13 protein-coding genes and 1 pseudogene are annotated in these 18,644 nt (G+C 72.8%); 7 read left to right on the top strand and 7 right to left on the bottom strand.

Annotated elements, in window-relative coordinates:
• The first annotated feature begins 1 nt into the window (after position 1).
• Both ACH4D3_RS30720 and ACH4D3_RS30715 read left to right on the top strand, forming a co-directional pair.
• Positions 2-2,773 carry an SUKH-4 family immunity protein gene (locus ACH4D3_RS30720; RefSeq protein ID WP_398328740.1) on the top strand — a complete coding sequence of 924 codons (2,772 nt, stop codon included), beginning with the start codon at positions 2-4 and terminating at the stop codon, positions 2,771-2,773.
• A gap of 220 nt (positions 2,774-2,993) precedes the next feature.
• Positions 2,994-3,890, top strand: a complete 897-nt coding sequence (locus ACH4D3_RS30715) for a cellulose-binding protein (RefSeq protein ID WP_398328737.1) — start codon at positions 2,994-2,996, stop codon at positions 3,888-3,890.
• A 65-nt stretch (positions 3,891-3,955) separates the two neighbouring features.
• Here ACH4D3_RS30715 and ACH4D3_RS30710 read toward each other — a convergent pair.
• From ACH4D3_RS30710 to ACH4D3_RS30700, 3 genes and pseudogenes are all read right to left on the bottom strand, one after another.
• Positions 3,956-4,375, bottom strand: a pseudogene (locus tag ACH4D3_RS30710) (cation acetate symporter); the annotation flags it as partial.
• Between the two features lie 278 nt (positions 4,376-4,653).
• Complete coding sequence (locus ACH4D3_RS30705) at positions 4,654-6,264, bottom strand: cation acetate symporter (RefSeq protein ID WP_398328734.1); 1,611 nt, start codon at positions 6,262-6,264, stop codon at positions 4,654-4,656.
• The gene (locus ACH4D3_RS30700) at positions 6,261-6,686 is read right to left on the bottom strand and encodes a DUF485 domain-containing protein (RefSeq protein ID WP_398328731.1); all 426 of its coding nucleotides are present in this window, start codon (positions 6,684-6,686) and stop codon (positions 6,261-6,263) included. The genes ACH4D3_RS30705 and ACH4D3_RS30700 overlap by 4 nt, the downstream gene beginning before the upstream one ends.
• Before the next feature lie 481 nt (positions 6,687-7,167).
• Here ACH4D3_RS30700 and ACH4D3_RS30695 point away from each other — a divergent pair, with 481 nt between their 5' ends.
• The 3 genes from ACH4D3_RS30695 to mfd all read left to right on the top strand — a co-directional run bounded on the left by ACH4D3_RS30695 (position 7,168) and on the right by mfd (position 14,627).
• Positions 7,168-7,956 carry an ABC transporter ATP-binding protein gene (locus ACH4D3_RS30695; RefSeq protein WP_003975700.1) on the top strand — a complete coding sequence of 263 codons (789 nt, stop codon included), beginning with the start codon at positions 7,168-7,170 and terminating at the stop codon, positions 7,954-7,956.
• A complete protein-coding gene (locus tag ACH4D3_RS30690; protein ID WP_398328728.1) occupies positions 7,953-10,517 on the top strand; it encodes an ABC transporter permease in 2,565 nt (854 codons plus the stop codon). The genes ACH4D3_RS30695 and ACH4D3_RS30690 overlap by 4 nt, the downstream gene beginning before the upstream one ends.
• A gap of 555 nt (positions 10,518-11,072) precedes the next feature.
• Complete coding sequence (gene mfd / locus ACH4D3_RS30685; RefSeq protein ID WP_398328725.1) at positions 11,073-14,627, top strand: transcription-repair coupling factor; 3,555 nt, start codon at positions 11,073-11,075, stop codon at positions 14,625-14,627.
• A 121-nt stretch (positions 14,628-14,748) separates the two neighbouring features.
• Here mfd and ACH4D3_RS30680 read toward each other — a convergent pair whose 3' ends face one another.
• Positions 14,749-14,946 carry an antitoxin gene (locus ACH4D3_RS30680; RefSeq protein WP_003975703.1) on the bottom strand — a complete coding sequence of 66 codons (198 nt, stop codon included), beginning with the start codon at positions 14,944-14,946 and terminating at the stop codon, positions 14,749-14,751.
• 145 nt (positions 14,947-15,091) lie between these two features.
• Here ACH4D3_RS30680 and ACH4D3_RS30675 point away from each other — a divergent pair, with 145 nt between their 5' ends.
• On the top strand, positions 15,092-15,865 hold the full coding sequence (locus ACH4D3_RS30675) for an HNH endonuclease family protein (RefSeq protein WP_398328721.1): 774 nt from the start codon (positions 15,092-15,094) through the stop codon (positions 15,863-15,865).
• A 17-nt stretch (positions 15,866-15,882) separates the two neighbouring features.
• On the opposite strand, the gene ACH4D3_RS30670 is transcribed toward ACH4D3_RS30675, so the two are convergent.
• Positions 15,883-16,449 (bottom strand): TetR family transcriptional regulator, encoded by a 567-nt coding sequence (locus ACH4D3_RS30670; protein ID WP_398328718.1) that lies wholly within the window; start codon positions 16,447-16,449, stop codon positions 15,883-15,885.
• Positions 16,450-16,550: 101 nt separating this feature from the next.
• Here ACH4D3_RS30670 and ACH4D3_RS30665 point away from each other — a divergent pair, with 101 nt between their 5' ends.
• Entirely contained in the window at positions 16,551-16,976 is a 426-nt protein-coding gene (locus ACH4D3_RS30665) for a nuclear transport factor 2 family protein (protein WP_398328715.1), read from the top strand.
• A 49-nt stretch (positions 16,977-17,025) separates the two neighbouring features.
• On the opposite strand, the gene ACH4D3_RS30660 is transcribed toward ACH4D3_RS30665, so the two are convergent.
• Both ACH4D3_RS30660 and ACH4D3_RS30655 read right to left on the bottom strand, forming a co-directional pair.
• Positions 17,026-17,931: a hypothetical protein gene (locus ACH4D3_RS30660; RefSeq protein WP_398328712.1), complete on the bottom strand. Its 906-nt coding sequence runs from the start codon at positions 17,929-17,931 to the stop codon at positions 17,026-17,028.
• A gap of 49 nt (positions 17,932-17,980) precedes the next feature.
• Positions 17,981-18,457, bottom strand: a complete 477-nt coding sequence (locus ACH4D3_RS30655) for a hypothetical protein (protein ID WP_398328709.1) — start codon at positions 18,455-18,457, stop codon at positions 17,981-17,983.
• Between the last annotated feature and the right edge of the window lie 187 nt (positions 18,458-18,644).

Below are 18,644 nucleotides of genomic sequence, written 5' to 3'. Positions count from 1 at the left end.
GATGGTGACGTTCGCGCAGGCGCAGGAGCGCGCGGAGGAGTGGGTCAACGGCGAGCTGCCTGCGTACCAGCACCGTGAGGTGCGGGTGCGGGAGTTCGACCTCGGGTTCGTGGTGTGGGCCGAGGACCGGGCGGACGGTCCCCGTTCGGACGGGGGTGCGCAGCGGCTGGTGATCGCCCGGGACAGTGGCGAGGCGACGCTGTGGCCGTCGCTTCCGGTGGGCGAGGTGATCCGCCGGTACGAGGAGGAGTACGGCCGTCCCGAGGAGGCGCAGGCGCCGGCCGCGGCGCCCGCGGCGCGGGTGGACCTGAATCAGACGTCCTTCTTGCTGAGTCCGCCGGAGTGGTTGCAGGAGGCGGCGGACCGGATCGGTATTCCGGATCGCCGGCGGGGCGACGGCGAGGGTGGTGACACCGCAGGCGCGGGCGGTCCCGGTGGCGGGCTTCCGCAGACGCAGGCCGGGGTGCCCTCGGCTCCCGCGGCGTCTGGGTCGGCGCCCGTGGCGGGGCCGGGGTCGTCCGGGAGCGGTGCCGGGTGGCCGGCGGCGGGCTCCGGGTCGTCCGCCGGTGGCTCCGGCGCGGGTGCGGGCGCGTCCGGTGTCCCGAGTGAGCCGTATGCCCCGGGTGCGCCGGGTGCGCCGGGTGCGCCCGCCGGGGCGACGCCCTGGGCCGGGACGGACACCAACGCGGACGCCGGTGAGGACCGTTCCGTACCGCTGCCGCAGACCGTGTTCGCGCCGCCGTTGAGCGGTGTCGACGACGACACGCCGCCGCCCTCGACGACGCCGGAGGCCAAGACGGCGCTGATGTCGGGCGGCAGCCAGCTTCCGCCGACGGCGCTCTCGCCGGCGATCGGCGACCCGAACGCGCCGGGCGTGCCGGGCGTGCCGGGCGTGCCGGGCGTGCCGGGCGTGCCGGGCGGGGCGGGTACGCCGCCGCCCGCGGCCCCGGCTCAGCCCCCGGCCCAGCCGCCCGCCGGTCCTGGGGCGCCCGCCACGCCGCCCCGGCCGTTCGCGCCGGGCGCCGGGGACATCGCCGACGCCGCGACCAGCAAGGCGACGCCTCCGCCGCGCCGTGGCGGTGGCTCGTCCACGCCGCCTCCGCCGAGCGCCCCGGGTGCGCCGGGCGCGCGTCCGGGGAGCACGCCGGCGCCGTCGGGGACGCCCGCGCCGGGCACCCCGGCGGGCGGGTACGTGCCGACCCAGCTGGTGTCGTCGCTCGGTCCCGAGGGCCCGGGCGGCCCGGGCACGCCGCCTCCGCCCAGCGCTCCGGGCACGCCGCCCGCGCCGGGGGCCACGCCTCCGCCGAGCGCTCCGGGGACCCCGCCTCCGCCGAGCGCGCCGAACGCGCCGGGTGGGACGCCGCCGGGCGGGATGCACCACGCCGCCACGATGCTGGCCGACCCGGGCCGGACGGGCGGCGGTGCCCCGCAGCCCCCCGGTCCCCCCGGACCGCCCAACCCTCCCGGCCCGCCCGGGCCTCCCGGTGCCCCCGCCGCTCCAGGGGCGCCGGGCGCTCCGGGTGCGCCGGGCGCGCCTTCCGGTCCGGGTGCGCCGCCGCCTCCCCCGGCCGCTCCGGGTGCGCCCGGTGCGCAGGGTTCCGCGGGGGGTGCGGGCGGTGCCGTGCACCACGCGCAGACCGTGCTGGCCGCGCCCTCCCTGGGCGGCCCCGGCGGCATCGGCGCGCCGCCGCCCCCGCCCGGTGCCGTACCCGCCCCGCCCGGTGCCGTACCGCCGCCGCCCGGGCAGCCCGTGCCGGGTCAGCCGCCGGCGTACGGGTATCCGCCGCAGCCCACCGGTCAGCCGACCGTCGGGCCCGGCTACCAGGCCGTGCTCCGCTACCGCGCGCAGGACGGCTCCGAGCAGCAGCTGATCCGGCGTTCCGCGCCGGGTACGCCGCACCCGGAGTGGCAGATGTTCCACGAGCTGCGCTCCATGAACGTGCCGCCGGACCAGGTCCTCGAACTGCACACCGAGCTGGAGTCGTGCGAGCTGCCGGGCGCGTACTGCGCGCGGATGATCCGGGAGCAGTGGCCGCAGGCGCGGATCACCTCGATCGCGCCGTACGGCCTGGACCACGCGAGCAGGCAGCAGGGCATGCAGCAACTGCTGGCGCACCAGGGCGAGCTGCACCAGGTGGCCGACGGGCCGGCGCGTCCGGCGCCGGTGCGCGCTCCGCTGGCGCAGGTGCAGCCCGCGCCGCCGGTTCCGCCGGAGGCCGTCGGGCAGGAGCTGGCCGGCGCGTTCGGGCCGGGGGTCTTCCGGTTCGAGCAGGCCGCGGTGTCCCGGCAGGGGGTGCCGCCGGCCGTGGCGCACACGCTGGTGGCCGCGGGGCTGCCGATGGACATGGGGCCGTTCTTCTGGGCGCAGGCCCAGCCGGGGCGGCCGGTGCCGACGCTGGCGGAGCTGGCGGCCGAGCGCGGTGTGCAGCCGGCCTCGGACGCGGGGTCGTACCTCGTCGTGGGCAGCGACTTCGGCCGGGCGATCTGTGTGCAGTACGGCACGGCGGCCATCGTCGCGGTCCCGGTGGAGGCCGGTCCGGGCGGTGCGCCCGTGCCGCCGCAGTTCGTGAACACGGGGCTGCCGGAGTTCGCGCGCTGTCTGGCGCTGCTGGGCCGGATGTGGCGGCTCAGGTTCGGTCTGAACCAGGAGCAGGCGGGTCGCTGGACGGTGGACTTCCAGGCGCAGTTGGCCGCGCTGGACCCGGCGGCGCTCGGCTCGCCGGAGAGCTGGTGGTCCGTGCTGCTGGAGCAGATGTGGGACGGGCTGCTGTGAGGCGTCCGCGCCGCTGACGTACCCGACGGGCGGGGCCCGGTCGACCTGTGAGTCGACCGGGCCCCGCCCCTTTGTGTGCGGTGTGTCGGATTATGTGGGCTTACATCCGATCCATAAAGTCGGTGAGGTCCATGTAGGTCCAGGTGGGTCCATGTATGTCCATGAGGTGCGGCAGGTTCACCACGGGCGGGACGCACAGGGTGATTGAGGGGTGATGGGCATGAGCGGTGCATCGGCGTCTCCCCACGGTTTCGCGACCGTACGCGGGCGTGAGCGCGGTTACCGTCCGGAGCAGGTCGAGGCGTGCGCCGCGGCCCTCTCCGAGGAGCGCGACGCGGCCTGGGAACGGGCCGCCCGGCTCACTGTGCTGGCCAGGGAGATGGAGGAGGACCTGGGAGACCTGGAGGAGGTGGTCGCGCAGCTCGCCTCGCAGGACTACGAGGTGCTGGGGGAGCGGGCGCGGGAGCTGTTCCGGCTCGGCGAGGAGGAGGCCGCGGCGGTGCGCGAGCGGGCGCGCGGTGCCGCGCAGGGGCTGGTGGACGAGTCACGGGCGTACGCCGACGGCGTGCGGGAGGCGGCCCGGGCGCACGCCGATGCCGTACGGGCCGAGGCCGACGAACGGGCCCGGCAACGGCTGCTCGCGGCCCGGGCGGAGGCGGACGAGGCGCGGATCGGAGCGCGGCGCGAGGTGAAGGAGGGGCGCGCGGAGGCGTTGTCCGCGCTGCGCGAGATGCGCAGGCGAACCGCCGGGACGGCCGCCGAGCAGAGCAGGGAACTGGCCGAGCGGTGGGCTGCCGCGGAGCGGACCGAGGAGGAGCGCGCGCGGGCCCTGGACGCCCACCACGCGGAGCTGGTGGCCCGTGCGGAGCAGGGAGTGCGCGAGGCGGAGCAGGAGCTGGCCGACGCCCGGGAGGCGGCCGGGCGGCGGCAGGAGGAGGCCCGGGACCGGGCGGCCGAGGTGGTCGCCGAGGCCCGGGCGCGTCGCGAGCGCATCGCCCGCGACACGGAACGGGTGCTGCGCGAGCACGGGGAGCGGTGGGACGAGTTGCAGGCCCACATGGCCTCCGTACGCAGCAGTCTCCATGCGCTGACGGGGCGTGCGGTGGAGGTGGATTGACGCCCGCGCCGTGATGCCGCCGCGTACGGCGCGCCGTCCTCTGCGTGTACCTGCCTGCCGCGCGGTCAGTCCCCCCGGCGTACCGCGCCCGCCAGGATCCAGCCCTCCACCGCCTCGTAGTGCCGGCGCTGCTCCTGCGCCTTGCGCCGGCCGGAGAGCATCGTGCCGAGCCAGCCGCAGGCGAAGCCCAGCGGGATGGAGACCAGGCCCGTCGTGGTGAACGGGAACCAGTTGAAGTCGGCCTTGGGGAAGGCGGACACCGGCGAGCCGGAGACCAGGTTGGTGCCCGGCATCAGCAGCAGCACGGCCAGCGAGCCCCCGATCAGGGTGCAGAGCAGTCCGGCGCGCGTGTAGCGGCGCCAGAAGAGGCCGTAGACCAGGGCGGGCGCGATGGCCGAGGCGCCCAGGCAGAAGGACAGGGTCACCAGCGGCTGGAGGCTGCGGTGCTGGACGAGGGTGGCCAGGACGATCGCCGGGATGCCGACGCCCGGGAGGCGGCCGGGCGGCGGCAGGAGGAGGCCCGGGACCGGGCGGCCGAGGTGGTCGCCGAGGCCCGGGCGCGTCGCGAGCGCATCGCCCGCGACACGGAACGGGTGCTGCGCGAGCACGGGGAGCGGTGGGACGAGTTGCAGGCCCACATGGCCTCCGTACGCAGCAGTCTCCATGCGCTGACGGGGCGTGCGGTGGAGGTGGATTGACGCCCGCGCCGTGATGCCGCCGCGTACGGCGCGCCGTCCTCTGCGTGTACCTGCCTGCCGCGCGGTCAGTCCCCCCGGCGTACCGCGCCCGCCAGGATCCAGCCCTCCACCGCCTCGTAGTGCCGGCGCTGCTCCTGCGCCTTGCGCCGGCCGGAGAGCATCGTGCCGAGCCAGCCGCAGGCGAAGCCCAGCGGGATGGAGACCAGGCCCGTCGTGGTGAACGGGAACCAGTTGAAGTCGGCCTTGGGGAAGGCGGACACCGGCGAGCCGGAGACCAGGTTGGTGCCCGGCATCAGCAGCAGCACGGCCAGCGAGCCCCCGATCAGGGTGCAGAGCAGTCCGGCGCGCGTGTAGCGGCGCCAGAAGAGGCCGTAGACCAGGGCGGGCGCGATGGCCGAGGCGCCCAGGCAGAAGGACAGGGTCACCAGCGGCTGGAGGCTGCGGTGCTGGACGAGGGTGGCCAGGACGATCGCCGGGATGCCGACGGCCAGGGCGGAGACGCGGGCGAGGGTCATCTCGCGGCGCGGCGACATCTCCTGGACGCGGGCGGCGAAGACGTCGTGGGCCAGGGAGTTGGCGCAGGCGAGGATCATGCCGCCGACGGAGGCGAGCAGGGTGAGGAAGACGGCCGTGGTGACGGTCGTGAACAGGAACGTTTCCGCGGTGGAGACCTCCGCGCCGAAGGCGGCCTGGGAGCCCAGCAGGTAGGCGGTGTTGCCCTGGGGGTCGATCCCGGCGACGGCCGCCCGCCCCACCAGTGCCGTCGCACCGAAGCCGATCACCGTGACGACCAGCACGAACAGTGCCACGCCGGACACCGCCCAGGACATCGAGCGGCGCACCTGGCGGGCGGAGGAGGCGGTGTACATGCGCATGGTGACGTGGGGGAGGCAGGCGCCGCCGAGGACGACGGTGAGCTGCGAGGAGATCATGTCCGCGTCCGGGTGGGGGCCGCCCGCGAACTGGAGGCCGGAGTTCAGGAACGCCGACCCCACGCCGCTGTTGTCCGCCGCCGCGTCGAACAGCGCGGCGGGGTCCCAGTGGAAGCGGTGCAGGATCAGCGCGGCGACCACCAGGCCCGAGCCGAGCAGCATCACGATCTTGAGGATCTGGATGAGGGCGGTGCCCTTCATCCCGCCGATCGCCGCGTAGCTGATCATCAGCACGCCCAGGCCGATGATGCAGCCGGTCTGCAGGGACGCGCCGGAGAAGCCGAGGACGAAGGCGAGCAGTTGGCCGGTGCCCGCGAGCTGCACCAGCATCAGCGGCAGCAGCGCGGCGAGGGTCACGGCGCAGGCCGTCATGCGGACGGCGCGCCCCGGCATCCGGCGGGCGAGGGCGTCGCCCATGGTGAACCGGCCCGCGTTGCGCAGGGGTTCGGCCAGCAGGAACATCAGCAGCATCAGCGACAGCGCGGTGCTCAGCGCCAGGACGACGCCGTCGTGGCCGAAGAGGGCGACGACACCGCCCGTGCCGAGCACGGACGCCGCCGAGATGTAGTCGCCGGCGATCGCGAGGCCGTTGCGCATGGGCGACAGGGAGCCGTACCCGGTGTAGAACTCGTCGAGGTCGTCCCGGTCCGGCCCGGTCATCACGCACAGCAGCAGCGTGACGGTGGCGACGGCGGTGAAGCCGACCAGGGACATCGTCTGGGCGTTGCCGCTGAACTCCGTCACCGTCCCGCCCCCCGCCGCGCGTCCAGCTCGGCCTCCTTGCGGATGCGGTCCGCGAGCGGGTCGACACGGCGCCGGGCGGTGTGCTCGTACAGCGCGATCGCCAGCCAGGTGACGGGGAGCTGGACCAGGGCGAGCAGCAGTCCGGTGGGCAGTCCGCCGACGGCGGTGCCGGTCATCGGCCCGGGGGCGTACGCGGACAGGAGCAGGAAGAGGGTGAAGTAGCCGAGCGCGGCGAGCGTGGCGGTGCGCCGCTGCCGGCGGTAGGCACTGCGCAGGATCCGCAGGTCGCTGTGGCGGCCCAACGGGTCGCGGCGGGAGGCGCGGTGGGAGGTGTGGTGGGCGTGGGGCGTCGGGGCGTACGGGGGCGGTGGCGGTGGTGGTGGCGGGCGGTGCGGGTACGACGGGGACGGGTCGTAGGACATCCCGGTTCTCCTTGCGCGGCTAGGGTCCGAGCGGTGGACCGCAGGAGGTGGGGGGCGGGAGCCAGGCACGTTACTCGCGGGTTGGGGAGCACGCTGCGTTTTGGCCAAACTGATCGGTCGGTATGTGCCCGGGTGGACGCTCGTTGCGTCTCAGGGTGGAGGGCGACCCCGAGACGCACTCCACCGAAGGGTGGACTGCCCTTAGGGGTACCTCCGTACTACGGGTCGGGGAGGGTTCGTACCGACGGAGGACGAGACGGGGCCGGGGGCGTCCTTAATCTGGCTTTACGCCGCAGGGGGGCGGTGAACCGGACCCGCGGGGGTGGGGTTTTCCTCAGTAAAAGACTGCGCTGAACACCAGCGCGGCCGGCCCCCGGTTCCGGACAGACTCTTCGAGACAGCAGCGAGGCACCTGCGCGGCGGGACGACCGCCGCGCCGGGCACCGGCAGCTCACTCGATGACCGACATAGGAGACTTGACATGACATCGGCCGTAAGTATTCCCACGCACGGGAGCACTGGAGGGCGTACGGCCGTTGCCGCGCGAGCGCGGCAGGTCGTGAAGGCCTATGGATCGGGCGAGACCCGGGTGGTCGCCCTCGACCACGTGGACGTGGACATCGCGCGCGGCCAGTTCACCGCGATCATGGGCCCCTCGGGGTCCGGCAAGTCCACGCTGATGCACTGCCTGGCCGGCCTGGACACCGTCACCGGCGGGCAGATCTACCTCGACGAGACCGAGATCACCGGCCTGAAGGACAAGAAGCTCACGCAGCTGCGCCGGGACCGGATCGGCTTCATCTTCCAGGCGTTCAACCTGCTCCCGACGCTCAACGCGATCGAGAACATCACGCTGCCCATGGACATCGCCGGCCGCAAGTACGACCGCGCGTGGCTGGACCGGGTGGTGGAGACCGTGGGGCTCGCGGGGCGGCTCAAGCACCGGCCCACCCAGCTCTCCGGCGGCCAGCAGCAGCGGGTCGCGGTGGCCCGGGCCCTGGCCGCCCAGCCCGAGATCATCTTCGGTGACGAGCCGACCGGAAACCTGGACTCGCGCGCGGGTGCCGAAGTGCTCGGCTTCCTGCGCCGCTCGGTCACCGAGCTGGGCCAGACCATCGTGATGGTCACCCACGACCCGGTGGCCGCCAGCTACGCGGACCGGGTGCTGTACCTCGCCGACGGCCGGATCGTGGACGAGATGCACAAGCCCACCGCGGAGGCCGTGCTGGACCGCATGAAGGACTTCGACGCCCGGGGGCGCACGTCATGACCGTCGTGAAGACCTCGATGCGCAACTTCCTCGCGCACAAGGGCCGCATGGCGCTCTCGGCGGTGGCGGTGCTGCTGTCGGTGGCGTTCGTGTGCGGAACCCTGGTGTTCACCGACACGATGAACACCACCTTCGACAAGCTGTTCGCGGTCACCTCCTCGGACGTGTCGGTCGCCCCGAAGGACGTCAAGGCCGAGGACACCCCGCAGAACGGGGTACCCGAGTCGCTGCCGGCGTCGACGCTGGAGAAGATCCGTTCGGCCGACGGCGTGGAGTCCGTCGAGGGCGCGGTCGTCTCGATGAACGTGACCGTCGTCAACTCCGACAACGACAACGTGGGGGCCACCAGCGGAGCTCCCACCATCGCCGGGAACTGGACCAAGAACGACCTGCGGTCCATGGAGATCACCTCGGGCCACGCCCCGCGCGGCCCGACCGAGACGATGGTCGACTCCGACACCGCCGACAAGCACGACCTGAAGATCGGCGACGAGCTGCGCACCATCGCGCAGACCGGCGACTTCAAGGCGAAGATCGTCGGCATCGCCTCCTTCACCGTGACCAACCCCGGTGCCGCGGTCGTCTACTTCGACACCGCCACCGCCCAGCGTGAACTGCTCGGCGGCGCGGACCGGTTCAGCCAGTTCAACGTCACCGCCGCCGCCGGTGTCACCGACGCGCAGCTCAAGCAGAACGTGTCCGGCGCCCTGGGGGACACGTTCAAGATCCAGACAGCCAAGGAGGCGTCCGACGAAGGCCGCGCGGACGTCGGCGAGTTCATGGACGTCATCAAGTACGCCATGCTCGGCTTCGCCGGGATCGCGTTCCTGGTCGGCATCTTCCTGATCATCAACACCTTCTCCATGCTGGTCGCCCAGCGCACCCGCGAGATCGGGCTGATGCGGGCCATCGGCTCCTCCCGCCGGCAGGTCAACCGCTCGGTGCTGGTCGAGGCGCTGCTCCTCGGCATCGTCGGCTCGGTCCTCGGTGTCGCGGCCGGTGTCGGCATCGCCATCGGCCTGATGAAGCTGATGTCGGCGGCGGGCATGAACCTGTCCACCGACGACCTCACCATCAAGACGGCGACCCCCGTGACCGGCCTGATCCTCGGCGTCGTCGTCACCGTCCTGGCCGCCTACCTGCCGGCCCGCCGGGCGGGGAAGATCTCCCCGATGGCCGCCCTGCGCGACGCCGGTACCCCGGCCGACGCCAAGGCGGGCTGGATACGCGGCCTGATCGGCCTGGTGCTCACCGGCTCCGGCGTCGCCGCCCTGCTCACGGCCGCCTCCGCCGACAAGGCGAGCGACGGCTCGCTGATGCTCGGCGCGGGCATCGTGCTCTCGCTCATCGGCTTCGTCGTCATCGGCCCGCTGCTGGCCGGGTTCGTGGTGCGGGTGATCAGCGCGGTGCTGCTGCGGGCCTTCGGCCCCGTGGGCCGCCTGGCCGAGCGCAACGCCCTGCGCAACCCGCGCCGCACCGGTGCCACCGGCGCCGCCCTGATGATCGGCCTCGCGCTGGTCGCCTGCCTCTCCGTCGTCGGTTCCTCCATGGTCGCCTCGGCCACCAGCGAGCTGGACAAGACGGTCGGCGCGGACTTCATCGTCCAGGGCAACCAGCGGATCGTGCCGCAGGCCGAGAAGGCCATGACCGACACCCCCGGCCTGGAGCACGTCACCCGCTACAAGGTGCTCGACGCCACGCTGACCTCGCCCGACGGCAAGACGGACGACGACGGCGTCACGGCCGCCGACCCCACCTACGCCGAGGACGTGCGCCGCGCGACGACCGAGGGCAAGCTCTCCGCCGCCTACGGCACCGATGCCATGTCGGTCGGCTCGGACTACGCCGAGAAGCACGGCGTGCACGTCGGCGACACCGTCTCCGTCGCCTTCAAGGGCGGCGAGACCGCGAAGCTCAAGGTCGCCGCCATCACCAGCGACGACGTGGCCATCGACCAGGGCGCCCGGTACATCAGCATCGAGACGATGGAGAAGTACCTGCCGGCCGAGAACGTCCCGCCGAACATGATCATGTTCGCCAAGGCGAAGGACGGCCAGGCCGACCAGGCCTACGCCGCGCTGAAGAAGTCGCTGGACGCCTACCCGCAGTACCAGGTGGCCGACCAGACCGACTACAAGCAGGAGCTGAAGGACCAGATCGGCCAGCTGCTGAACATGGTCTACGGCCTGCTCGCCCTGGCGATCATCGTCGCCGTCCTCGGTGTGGTGAACACCCTGGCGCTGTCGGTGGTCGAGCGGACCCGGGAGATCGGCCTGATGCGGGCCATCGGCCTCTCCCGCCGCCAGCTGCGCCGCATGATCCGCATGGAGTCCGTGGTCATCGCCCTCTTCGGTGCCCTGCTCGGCCTCGGCCTGGGCATGGGCTGGGGCGCCACGGCCCAGAAGCTGCTCGCCCTGGAGGGCCTGAACGTCCTGGACATCCCCTGGCCGACGATCATCGGGGTCTTCATCGGCTCGGCCTTCGTGGGCCTGTTCGCCGCGCTGGTCCCGGCCTTCCGGGCGGGCCGGATGAACGTCCTGAACGCCATCGCGACGGAGTAGCACCCGACCCGACAGCCACCGCACACGGGGGTTGCGGAGGAGAGCCCGGCGCCGACGTCCCAACGGGACGAAGGCGCCGGGCTTTTTTTCACACCGCGCCCCGAGCAGCCACCTCCCCTTCCCGAGCCACCTCTCCCTCCCGAGCCACCTCCCCTTCCCGAGCTTCCGCCTTTCCCAAGCTTCCGCCCTTCCCGAGCCCTCCGAGCCTCCGAGCCCCCTGAGCCCCCGCCCCTCCCGAGCCCCCGAGCCCCCGAGCCCGCCGAGCCTCTCTGCGCCCCCCCGAGTCTCTCCCCTCACCCTCTGCGCCCCCGAGTCGTCCGTCACCCGGGCGTTCGCCTTTCAGCCCACCGAGTCGGGTGGTGGGTGGGCATAGGTCCCGGGGGTCCAGGGGGCGGAGCCCCCTGGTACGGCCACCGCGGCACCGGCCACCACGCACCCGGCGTCGTCCACAGCCCCCGACGCACCCGAGCGCATCGACGTACGCTGGACACACCCCGGCCCGCAGCGCGCGTCGGGCCCGTCGTGTTGTACACCCCCGCACGGAAAGCGCCCCGAATGAGCCTGCACGGTCTGCTCGACGCCGTCGTCAAGGACACCGCCCTCGCGGAAGCGATCGCGGCGGCCGCGGACGGCAACCGCATGCACGTCGACCTGGTCGGCCCGCCCGCGGCCCGCCCCTTCGCGATCGCCGCCCTGGCCCGCGAGACGGGCCGCCCGGTGCTGGCGGTGACGGCGACGGGACGCGAGGCGGAGGACCTGGCGGCGGCCCTGCGCTCCCTGCTGCCCCCCGAGGGCATCGTGGAGTACCCCTCCTGGGAGACCCTCCCGCACGAGCGGCTCAGCCCGCGCAGCGACACCGTCGGCCGCCGCCTCGCCGTCCTGCGGCGCCTGGCCCACCCCCGCCCCGACGACCCCGAGACCGGCCCGGTCTCCGTCGTCGTCGCACCCGTACGCTCCGTGCTCCAGCCGCAGGTCAAGGGCCTGGGCGACCTGGAGCCCGTGGCGCTGCGCACCGGACAGAGCGCCGACCTGGAAGAGATCGTCCAGGCCCTGGCGGCAGCGGCGTACGCGCGCGTCGAGCTGGTGGAGAAGCGCGGCGAGTTCGCCGTGCGCGGCGGCATCCTGGACGTCTTCCCGCCGACCGAGGAGCACCCGCTCCGGGTCGAGTTCTGGGGCGACGACGTCGAGGAGATCCGCTACTTCAAGGTCGCCGACCAGCGCTCCCTGGAGGTCGCCGAGCACGGCCTGTGGGCCCCGCCCTGCCGGGAGCTGCTGCTCACCGACGACGTGCGCGAGCGCGCCCGCGTCCTCGCCGAGGACCACCCCGAGCTGGGCGAACTGCTCGGGAAGATCGCCGAGGGCATCGCGGTGGAGGGCATGGAGTCCCTGGCGCCCGTCCTCGTCGACGACATGGAGCTGCTCCTCGACGTACTGCCCAAGGGGTCGATGTCGCTGGTCTGCGACCCCGAGCGGGTGCGCACCCGGGCCGCCGACCTGGTGGCGACCTCGCAGGAGTTCCTCCAGGCGTCCTGGGCGGCCACGGCGGGCGGCGGCGAGGCCCCGATCGACGTGGACGCGGCCTCCCTGTGGTCCATCGCGGACGTCCGGGAGCGGGCCCGCGAGCTGGACATGATGTGGTGGTCGGTCTCGCCCTTCGCCGCCGACGAGTCGCTGACGTCCGCCGTGGACGCGGAGGGCGACTCGGACACCCTCAAGCTCGGCATGCACGCCCCCGAGACCTACCGAGGCGACACCGCGAAGGCGCTGGCCGACACCAAGGGCTGGCTCGCCGACGGCTGGCGCGCGGTCTACGTCACCGAGGGCCACGGCCCCGCCTCCCGCACCGTCGAGGTCCTCGGCGGCGAGGGCATCGCCGCCCGCCTGGACAACGACCTCGAAACCCTCAGCCCCTCCGTCGTGCACGTCTCCTGCGGCTCGATCGACCACGGCTTCGTCGACCCGGCCCTCAAGCTGGCGGTGCTCACCGAGACCGACCTGACCGGCCAGAAGGCCGCCGGGCGCGAGGGTGCGCGGATGCCGGCCCGGCGCCGCAAGACCATCGACCCGCTCACCCTGGAGGCCGGCGACTACATCGTCCACGAGCAGCACGGCGTCGGCCGCTACATCGAGATGGTGCAGCGCACCGTCCAGGGCGCCACCCGTGAGTACCTGGTCGTGGAGTACGCCCCCGCCAAGCGCGGCCAGCCCGGCGACCGGCTGTACATCCCCACCGACCAGCTGGAGCAGATCACCAAGTACGTCGGCGGCGAGGCCCCCACCCTGCACCGGCTCGGCGGCGCCGACTGGACCAAGACCAAGGCCCGCGCCAAGAAGGCGGTCAAGGAGATCGCCGCCGACCTGATCAAGCTGTACAGCGCGCGGATGGCGGCGCCCGGCCACGCGTTCGGCGCGGACACCCCCTGGCAGCGCGAGCTGGAGGACGCCTTCCCGTACGCGGAGACGCCGGACCAGCTCACCACCATCGCCGAGGTCAAGGACGACATGGAGAAGACGGTCCCCATGGACCGCCTGATCTGCGGCGACGTCGGCTACGGCAAGACCGAGATCGCGGTCCGCGCCGCCTTCAAGGCCGTCCAGGACGGCAAGCAGGTCGCCGTCCTCGTGCCCACGACGCTCCTGGTGCAGCAGCACTTCGGCACGTTCGGCGAGCGCTACGCCCAGTTCCCGGTGAACGTGAAGGCGCTGTCCCGCTTCCAGACCGACACCGAGTCCAAGGCGACCCTGGAGGGCCTGCGCGAGGGCTCCGTGGACATCGTCATCGGCACCCACCGCCTGTTCTCCTCGGAGACCAAGTTCAAGGATCTGGGCCTGGTCATCGTCGACGAGGAGCAGCGCTTCGGCGTCGAGCACAAGGAGCAGCTGAAGAAGCTGCGCGCCAACGTCGACGTGCTCACCATGTCCGCGACCCCCATCCCGCGCACCCTGGAGATGGCGGTCACCGGCATCCGCGAGATGTCCACGATCACCACCCCGCCGGAGGAGCGCCACCCGGTGCTGACCTTCGTCGGCCCCTACGAGCACAAGCAGATCGGCGCCGCGATCCGCCGCGAGCTGCTGCGCGAGGGCCAGGTCTTCTACATCCACAACCGGGTCGAGTCCATCGACCGCGCGGCGGCCAAGCTGCGCGAGATCGTCCCCGAGGCGCGCATCGCCACCGCCCACGGCCAGATGTCGGAGCAGGCCCTGGAGCAGGTCGTCGTCGACTTCTGGGAGAAGAAGTTCGACGTGCTGGTCTCCACGACCATCGTCGAGTCCGGCATCGACATCTCCAACGCCAACACCCTCATCGTGGAGCGCGGCGACAACTTCGGCCTCAGCCAGCTCCACCAGCTGCGCGGCCGGGTCGGCCGTGGCCGCGAGCGCGGTTACGCCTACTTCCTGTACCCGCCGGAGAAGCCCCTGACGGAGACCGCGCACGAGCGCCTCGCCACCATCGCCCAGCACACCGAGATGGGTGCCGGCATGTACGTGGCCATGAAGGACCTGGAGATCCGCGGCGCGGGCAACCTGCTCGGCGGCGAGCAGTCCGGCCACATCGCCGGTGTCGGCTTCGACCTGTACGTGCGGATGGTCGGCGAGGCCGTCGCCGACTACCGGGCCTCCCTGGAGGGCGGCGTCGAGGAGGAACCGCCGCTCGAGGTCAAGATCGAGCTGCCCGTCGACGCGCACGTCCCGCACGACTACGCGCCCGGCGAGCGGCTGCGCCTCCAGGCCTACCGGTCCATCGCCTCCGCCAACAGCGAGGAGGACGTCAAGGCCGTACGCGAGGAACTCGTCGACCGCTACGGCAAGCTGCCGGAGCCGGTGGAGAACCTGCTGCTGGTCGCCGGTCTGCGGATGCTCGCGCGGGCGTGCGCCGTCGGCGAGATCGTGCTCCAGGGCAACAACATCCGCTTCGCGCCGGTGGAGTTGCGCGAGTCCCAGGAGCTGAGGCTCAAGCGGCTCTACCCCGGCAGCGTCATCAAGGCAGGCACCCACCAGGTGCTCGTACCGCGCCCGAAGACCGCGAAGGTGGGCGGCAAGCCGCTGGTCGGGCGGGAACTGCTCGGCTGGGTGGGCGAGTTCCTGACCTCGATCCTCGGGTCGTAGCGCTCGAAATCCGGGCCGACCCACGGGGAAGCCGTCCACAGGGGAGCCGTCCACGGGGGAAGCCGTCCACGGGGACAGTTCCGTGGACGGCTTCGACGTGTCCGGGTACGGGGAGTGGCTGCTACTGCTGCTCCCGGCCGCCGCCCTGCTCGCGTCCGAAGCCGAGCTTGCCCTCGGCCTGCTGCTGCGCGGCGTCGACCTGCTTCTCGTATTTGCCGCCGGTCCTCTGGTTGACCTGGCGTTCGGCGGCGTCGGACATCTTCCTTGACTTGTCCTTGTCCTTGCCCGCCATGCTCTTCATCTTGTCGAGGATGCCCATGCAGAGCTCCTTCCGAGGCGTGACTCACTGTCGAAGGTACGACAGATATGTCTCGTGTGCCCAGTAACGCCCACTTAAGGCCTCCTATGGGCCGGGCCTCTCCCTCGCTACGGTGGTGGCTGCGAACGGCAAGGGGAGGGCGCGCATGACGCGGCACAGCAGGATCCGCACCGGTTGGGCCGCGGGGGCGGCCCTGGCCCTCGCCCTGGTGACCGGCTGCGAAGGTCTGGAGGCCGACGGCGACGCCCCGGCCTCGGGCGGTGGCGCCGAGGCACCCGCCGCCGGGCACGCCGTCAGCCCGCTGGACAACCCGGACGGCACCGAACCGGGCCTGGCCCCGGTCACGGGCGAGGGCCCGCAGGCGGCCGCCCGCAAGCTGATCGACGGTCTGCGGACCAAGGGGCGGGGCCCGAAGACCGGGTACGACCGGGACGAGTTCGGCTACGCCTGGATGGACACCGCCGACGGCGTCCCGCTCGCCCGAAACGGCTGTGACACTCGCAACGACCTGCTCAAACGCGATGGTCAGGAGGTGCGCTTCAAGTCCGGCTCGGACTGCGTGGTCATCGCGATGACACTCGACGACCCGTACACCGGGACGCGTATCGACTGGCGCAAGCAGGACGCGAGCGAGGTCCAGATCGACCACGTCGTGCCGCTGTCCTACAGCTGGCAGATGGGTTCCTCGCGGTGGCCGGAGAACAAGCGCGAGCAACTGGCCAACGACCCGCTCAACCTGCTCCCCGTCGAGGGCCGCGCCAACTCCGCCAAGGGCGACTCCGGCCCGGCCTCCTGGCTGCCGCCGGACAAGGCGATCCGGTGCGCGTACGCGGTCCGCTTCGCCCAGGTCGCCGTCGAGTACGAGCTGGCGGTGACGGAGGCGGACCGGGCGATGATGTCGAAGCAGTGCCAGGGCTGACGCGGCCAGGGCAGGCTCTACGGCGTCGGTGTCGTCAGCGCCGCGAGGGCGGGGCGGAGCAGCTCCGCGATCCGGTCGGCCGAGGCGTCCCGGAGGGGTGACAGGCCGAGCAGCTGGTGACCGACGGAGACGCCCAGCAGGGTGCTGACGACCAGTGCGGCGCGCAGTTCCGGGTCCGCGTCCTCGGGCAGGGCGGCGCCGATGCCGTCGATCTGCCGGCCGAGCGCCGCCCGGGCCTGGTCGGCCGCCGCCGGGTCGGTGAGCATGGAGCGCATCATCGCCAGCGTCCCCTCGGGCAGGCCGCCGAGCTTGAGGCCGAGCGTGGCCAGCAGCTGATCGACGAGCGTGTCGGGGGCCGCGTCCGGCGGCGGTGCGGGTGCCGCCCGCACGGCCGCGGTGAACAGCTCCCGCTTCGAGCCGAAGTACTGCATGACCAGCGCCGGGTCGACGCCCGCCGAGGTCGCCACGGCGCGGATCGTGGTGCGGTCGAAACCCCGCTCGGCGAACAGCTCCCGAGCGCCGTCCAGGATGCGGGCCTCGGTCGCTCGGCGGCGGTCTGCGCGGGACTGGTGGGGCGTGGGCACCGGTCCACTCTACCGCCGTTCGTTCAACAGCTGTTGACCGAGCCGGGGCGCGGCTCTACGGTGGTTGGGTCAACAGTTGTTGAGCGAGTGGAGTGGTCATCATGCCGCCTTCGGACGCGCCCGCCGTTCGCACCCCGCGCGAGGTGCTGGCCCGCTACTACCGGGCCATGCTCGACAAGTCCGCGGACGACCTCGCCGATCTGTACGCCGTGGACGCGGTGCACGAGTTTCCGTTCACCGCGCCCGGCTTCCCCGGGCACTTCGAGGGGCGCGAGGCCGTCCGGGCCGGGTACCGGGCCGCCTGGGGCGCCGGCCCCGCCCGGGTGGAGGAGATCAGGGAGGTCGCGGTCCACGAGACCGCCCGGCCCGGCGTGATCGTCGCCGAGCACGTCGTCGTGGGGGCGGTGCCTCCCGCGCGCACCGGGTTCACCGTCCCCGGCCTCCTGGTGCTCCATGTGCGCGACGGGCTGATCGCCCGGGCCCGCGACTACATGGACGGCTTCGGGGTCGCCACGGCCCGGGGGTGAGGGGACCCGGGGTGAGGGGACCCGGGGTGAGGGGCCCGGCTCCCGCGGCTCAGGCGCTCGCCCCGGCCAGGCCGTCCAGGTCGATGACCTCTCCGGAGGGGGACTCGGCGGGCACCGGCTCGTCGTACCCGGTGAAGGACAGGGCGCCGGGCTCCTGCTTCGACCCGCTCTCGAAGCGCAGCAGGTACGGCTTGCCCTCGGTGGCGACGTACACCGTGTTGCGCACGGAGCCGTCCGTCTCGTACAGGGTGAACGCGGGCCTGCCGTCGACGGTGGTGGCCCTGCCGCGGGTCACCTTCGTCGGGGCGTCGTCGCCGCTGCCCCCGGCGTCCTCCAGCAGCTTGTCCAGGTCGCAGAACCCGGCCATCTCCTTCGCGTCCGCGCCGTCGGCGGACATGCTGGTCCACCGTCCGGCCAGCAGCGACACGAGGGCCTCGGTGTCGGCCTGCGGCTCGCCCTTGCTCTGGGCCCGCAGGAACCGTTCGTCGTACTTCAGGTAGACCGTGTCGCCGGTCTTGATCAGCTCGACCTCGCCCTGGCCGTCCATGCCCATCGTCCCGGCGCAGTCGCCCCGCCGGTCCAGGGCGAGGTCGATCTCTATGGTGCCGCCGCTCTCGTCGTCCGGGACGCTGCCGGTCATGCGCAGCGAGCGTGCCCCGGTGGTGGCCTTCAGCGCCCGCTCGGATATCTCCGCGCCGGTCAGCCCGGCGAACGGCTCGTCCGACGACGATGACGGTGCCGAGGCCGACGCGGACGCCTCTGCCGGTGTTGCGGTCGAGCCGGGTGCGGTGGCGGACGGCGACGCGGTCGAGGACCCGCCGGACGCGGCGGACCGGGCCGCCCCGTCGGACGCGCCGTCGCCGTCCTGGCCGGACTGGCAGCCGGTCAGGCAGGCGGTGGCGCCCGCGGCGAGGAGAAGAGCGGTGAGTGCGGTGCGGCGCGCGCGACGGCGCATGGTGGATCCCCCCAGGGACTCTCGGTGAACGGTGAGCGCGGTCCGGCGCTCAGAACTGGCCGTTGCCGAGCAGTTCGCCGTCGGCATCGTAGATCGTGACGAGGCCGTTCTCGCTGTCCTTCCAGTCGGCGAACGCGGAGGCGACGAGCTTGGCCGGACCCGTGCCGGAGCCCATGATGCCGCCGGTGAAGTCCGTGTAGACGTCGGCGGCGTCGAGGATGTCGTTCTGCTCGTCGGCGCCCTGCACCTTGGTGACGTGGGAGACGGCGTCCTTCTCCTTGGGCGTCCCGTTCTTCTGCACGAACGCCTTGAACCGCTCGGCCTGGGAGGCCTTCTCGACGGCCTTGTCCTCGGCGGGCTTGGCCTCGGACGCGCCGTCCTGCTTTCCGCCCGCGCTCGCCGAGGCCCGGTTGTCGCTCTTGGCGCTCTTCGCGTCGCCGTCCCCGTCGCCCGCGTTCGCCGACAGCGCGCCGATGACGGCGATCCCCACCACGGCGCCCAGCGCGATCTTGGTCTTCATGCCCATGACGTCAGTCCTCTCCCCAGAGACAGATCGGTCGACCGTGAACCGAAGCCCGTCGCCTCGGCCGGTCCGACGTGTCAATGAGAACAGAGCTTGTGAACTGAGTCAACACGATTCACGGCGTTACATCGGTACACGATGTGAACGGGGGCGGATCGCGTTCATCGGTAGGATCGGCCCCACACACCAG

The sequence above is a fragment of the Streptomyces sp. NPDC018026 genome, from assembly GCF_044327745.1.
Taxonomy (GTDB): Bacteria; Actinomycetota; Actinomycetes; order Streptomycetales; family Streptomycetaceae; genus Streptomyces; species Streptomyces rubrogriseus.
The sequence above is the reverse complement of the archived record's forward strand: the minus strand, read 5'-3'. Positions and strand labels throughout refer to the sequence as shown.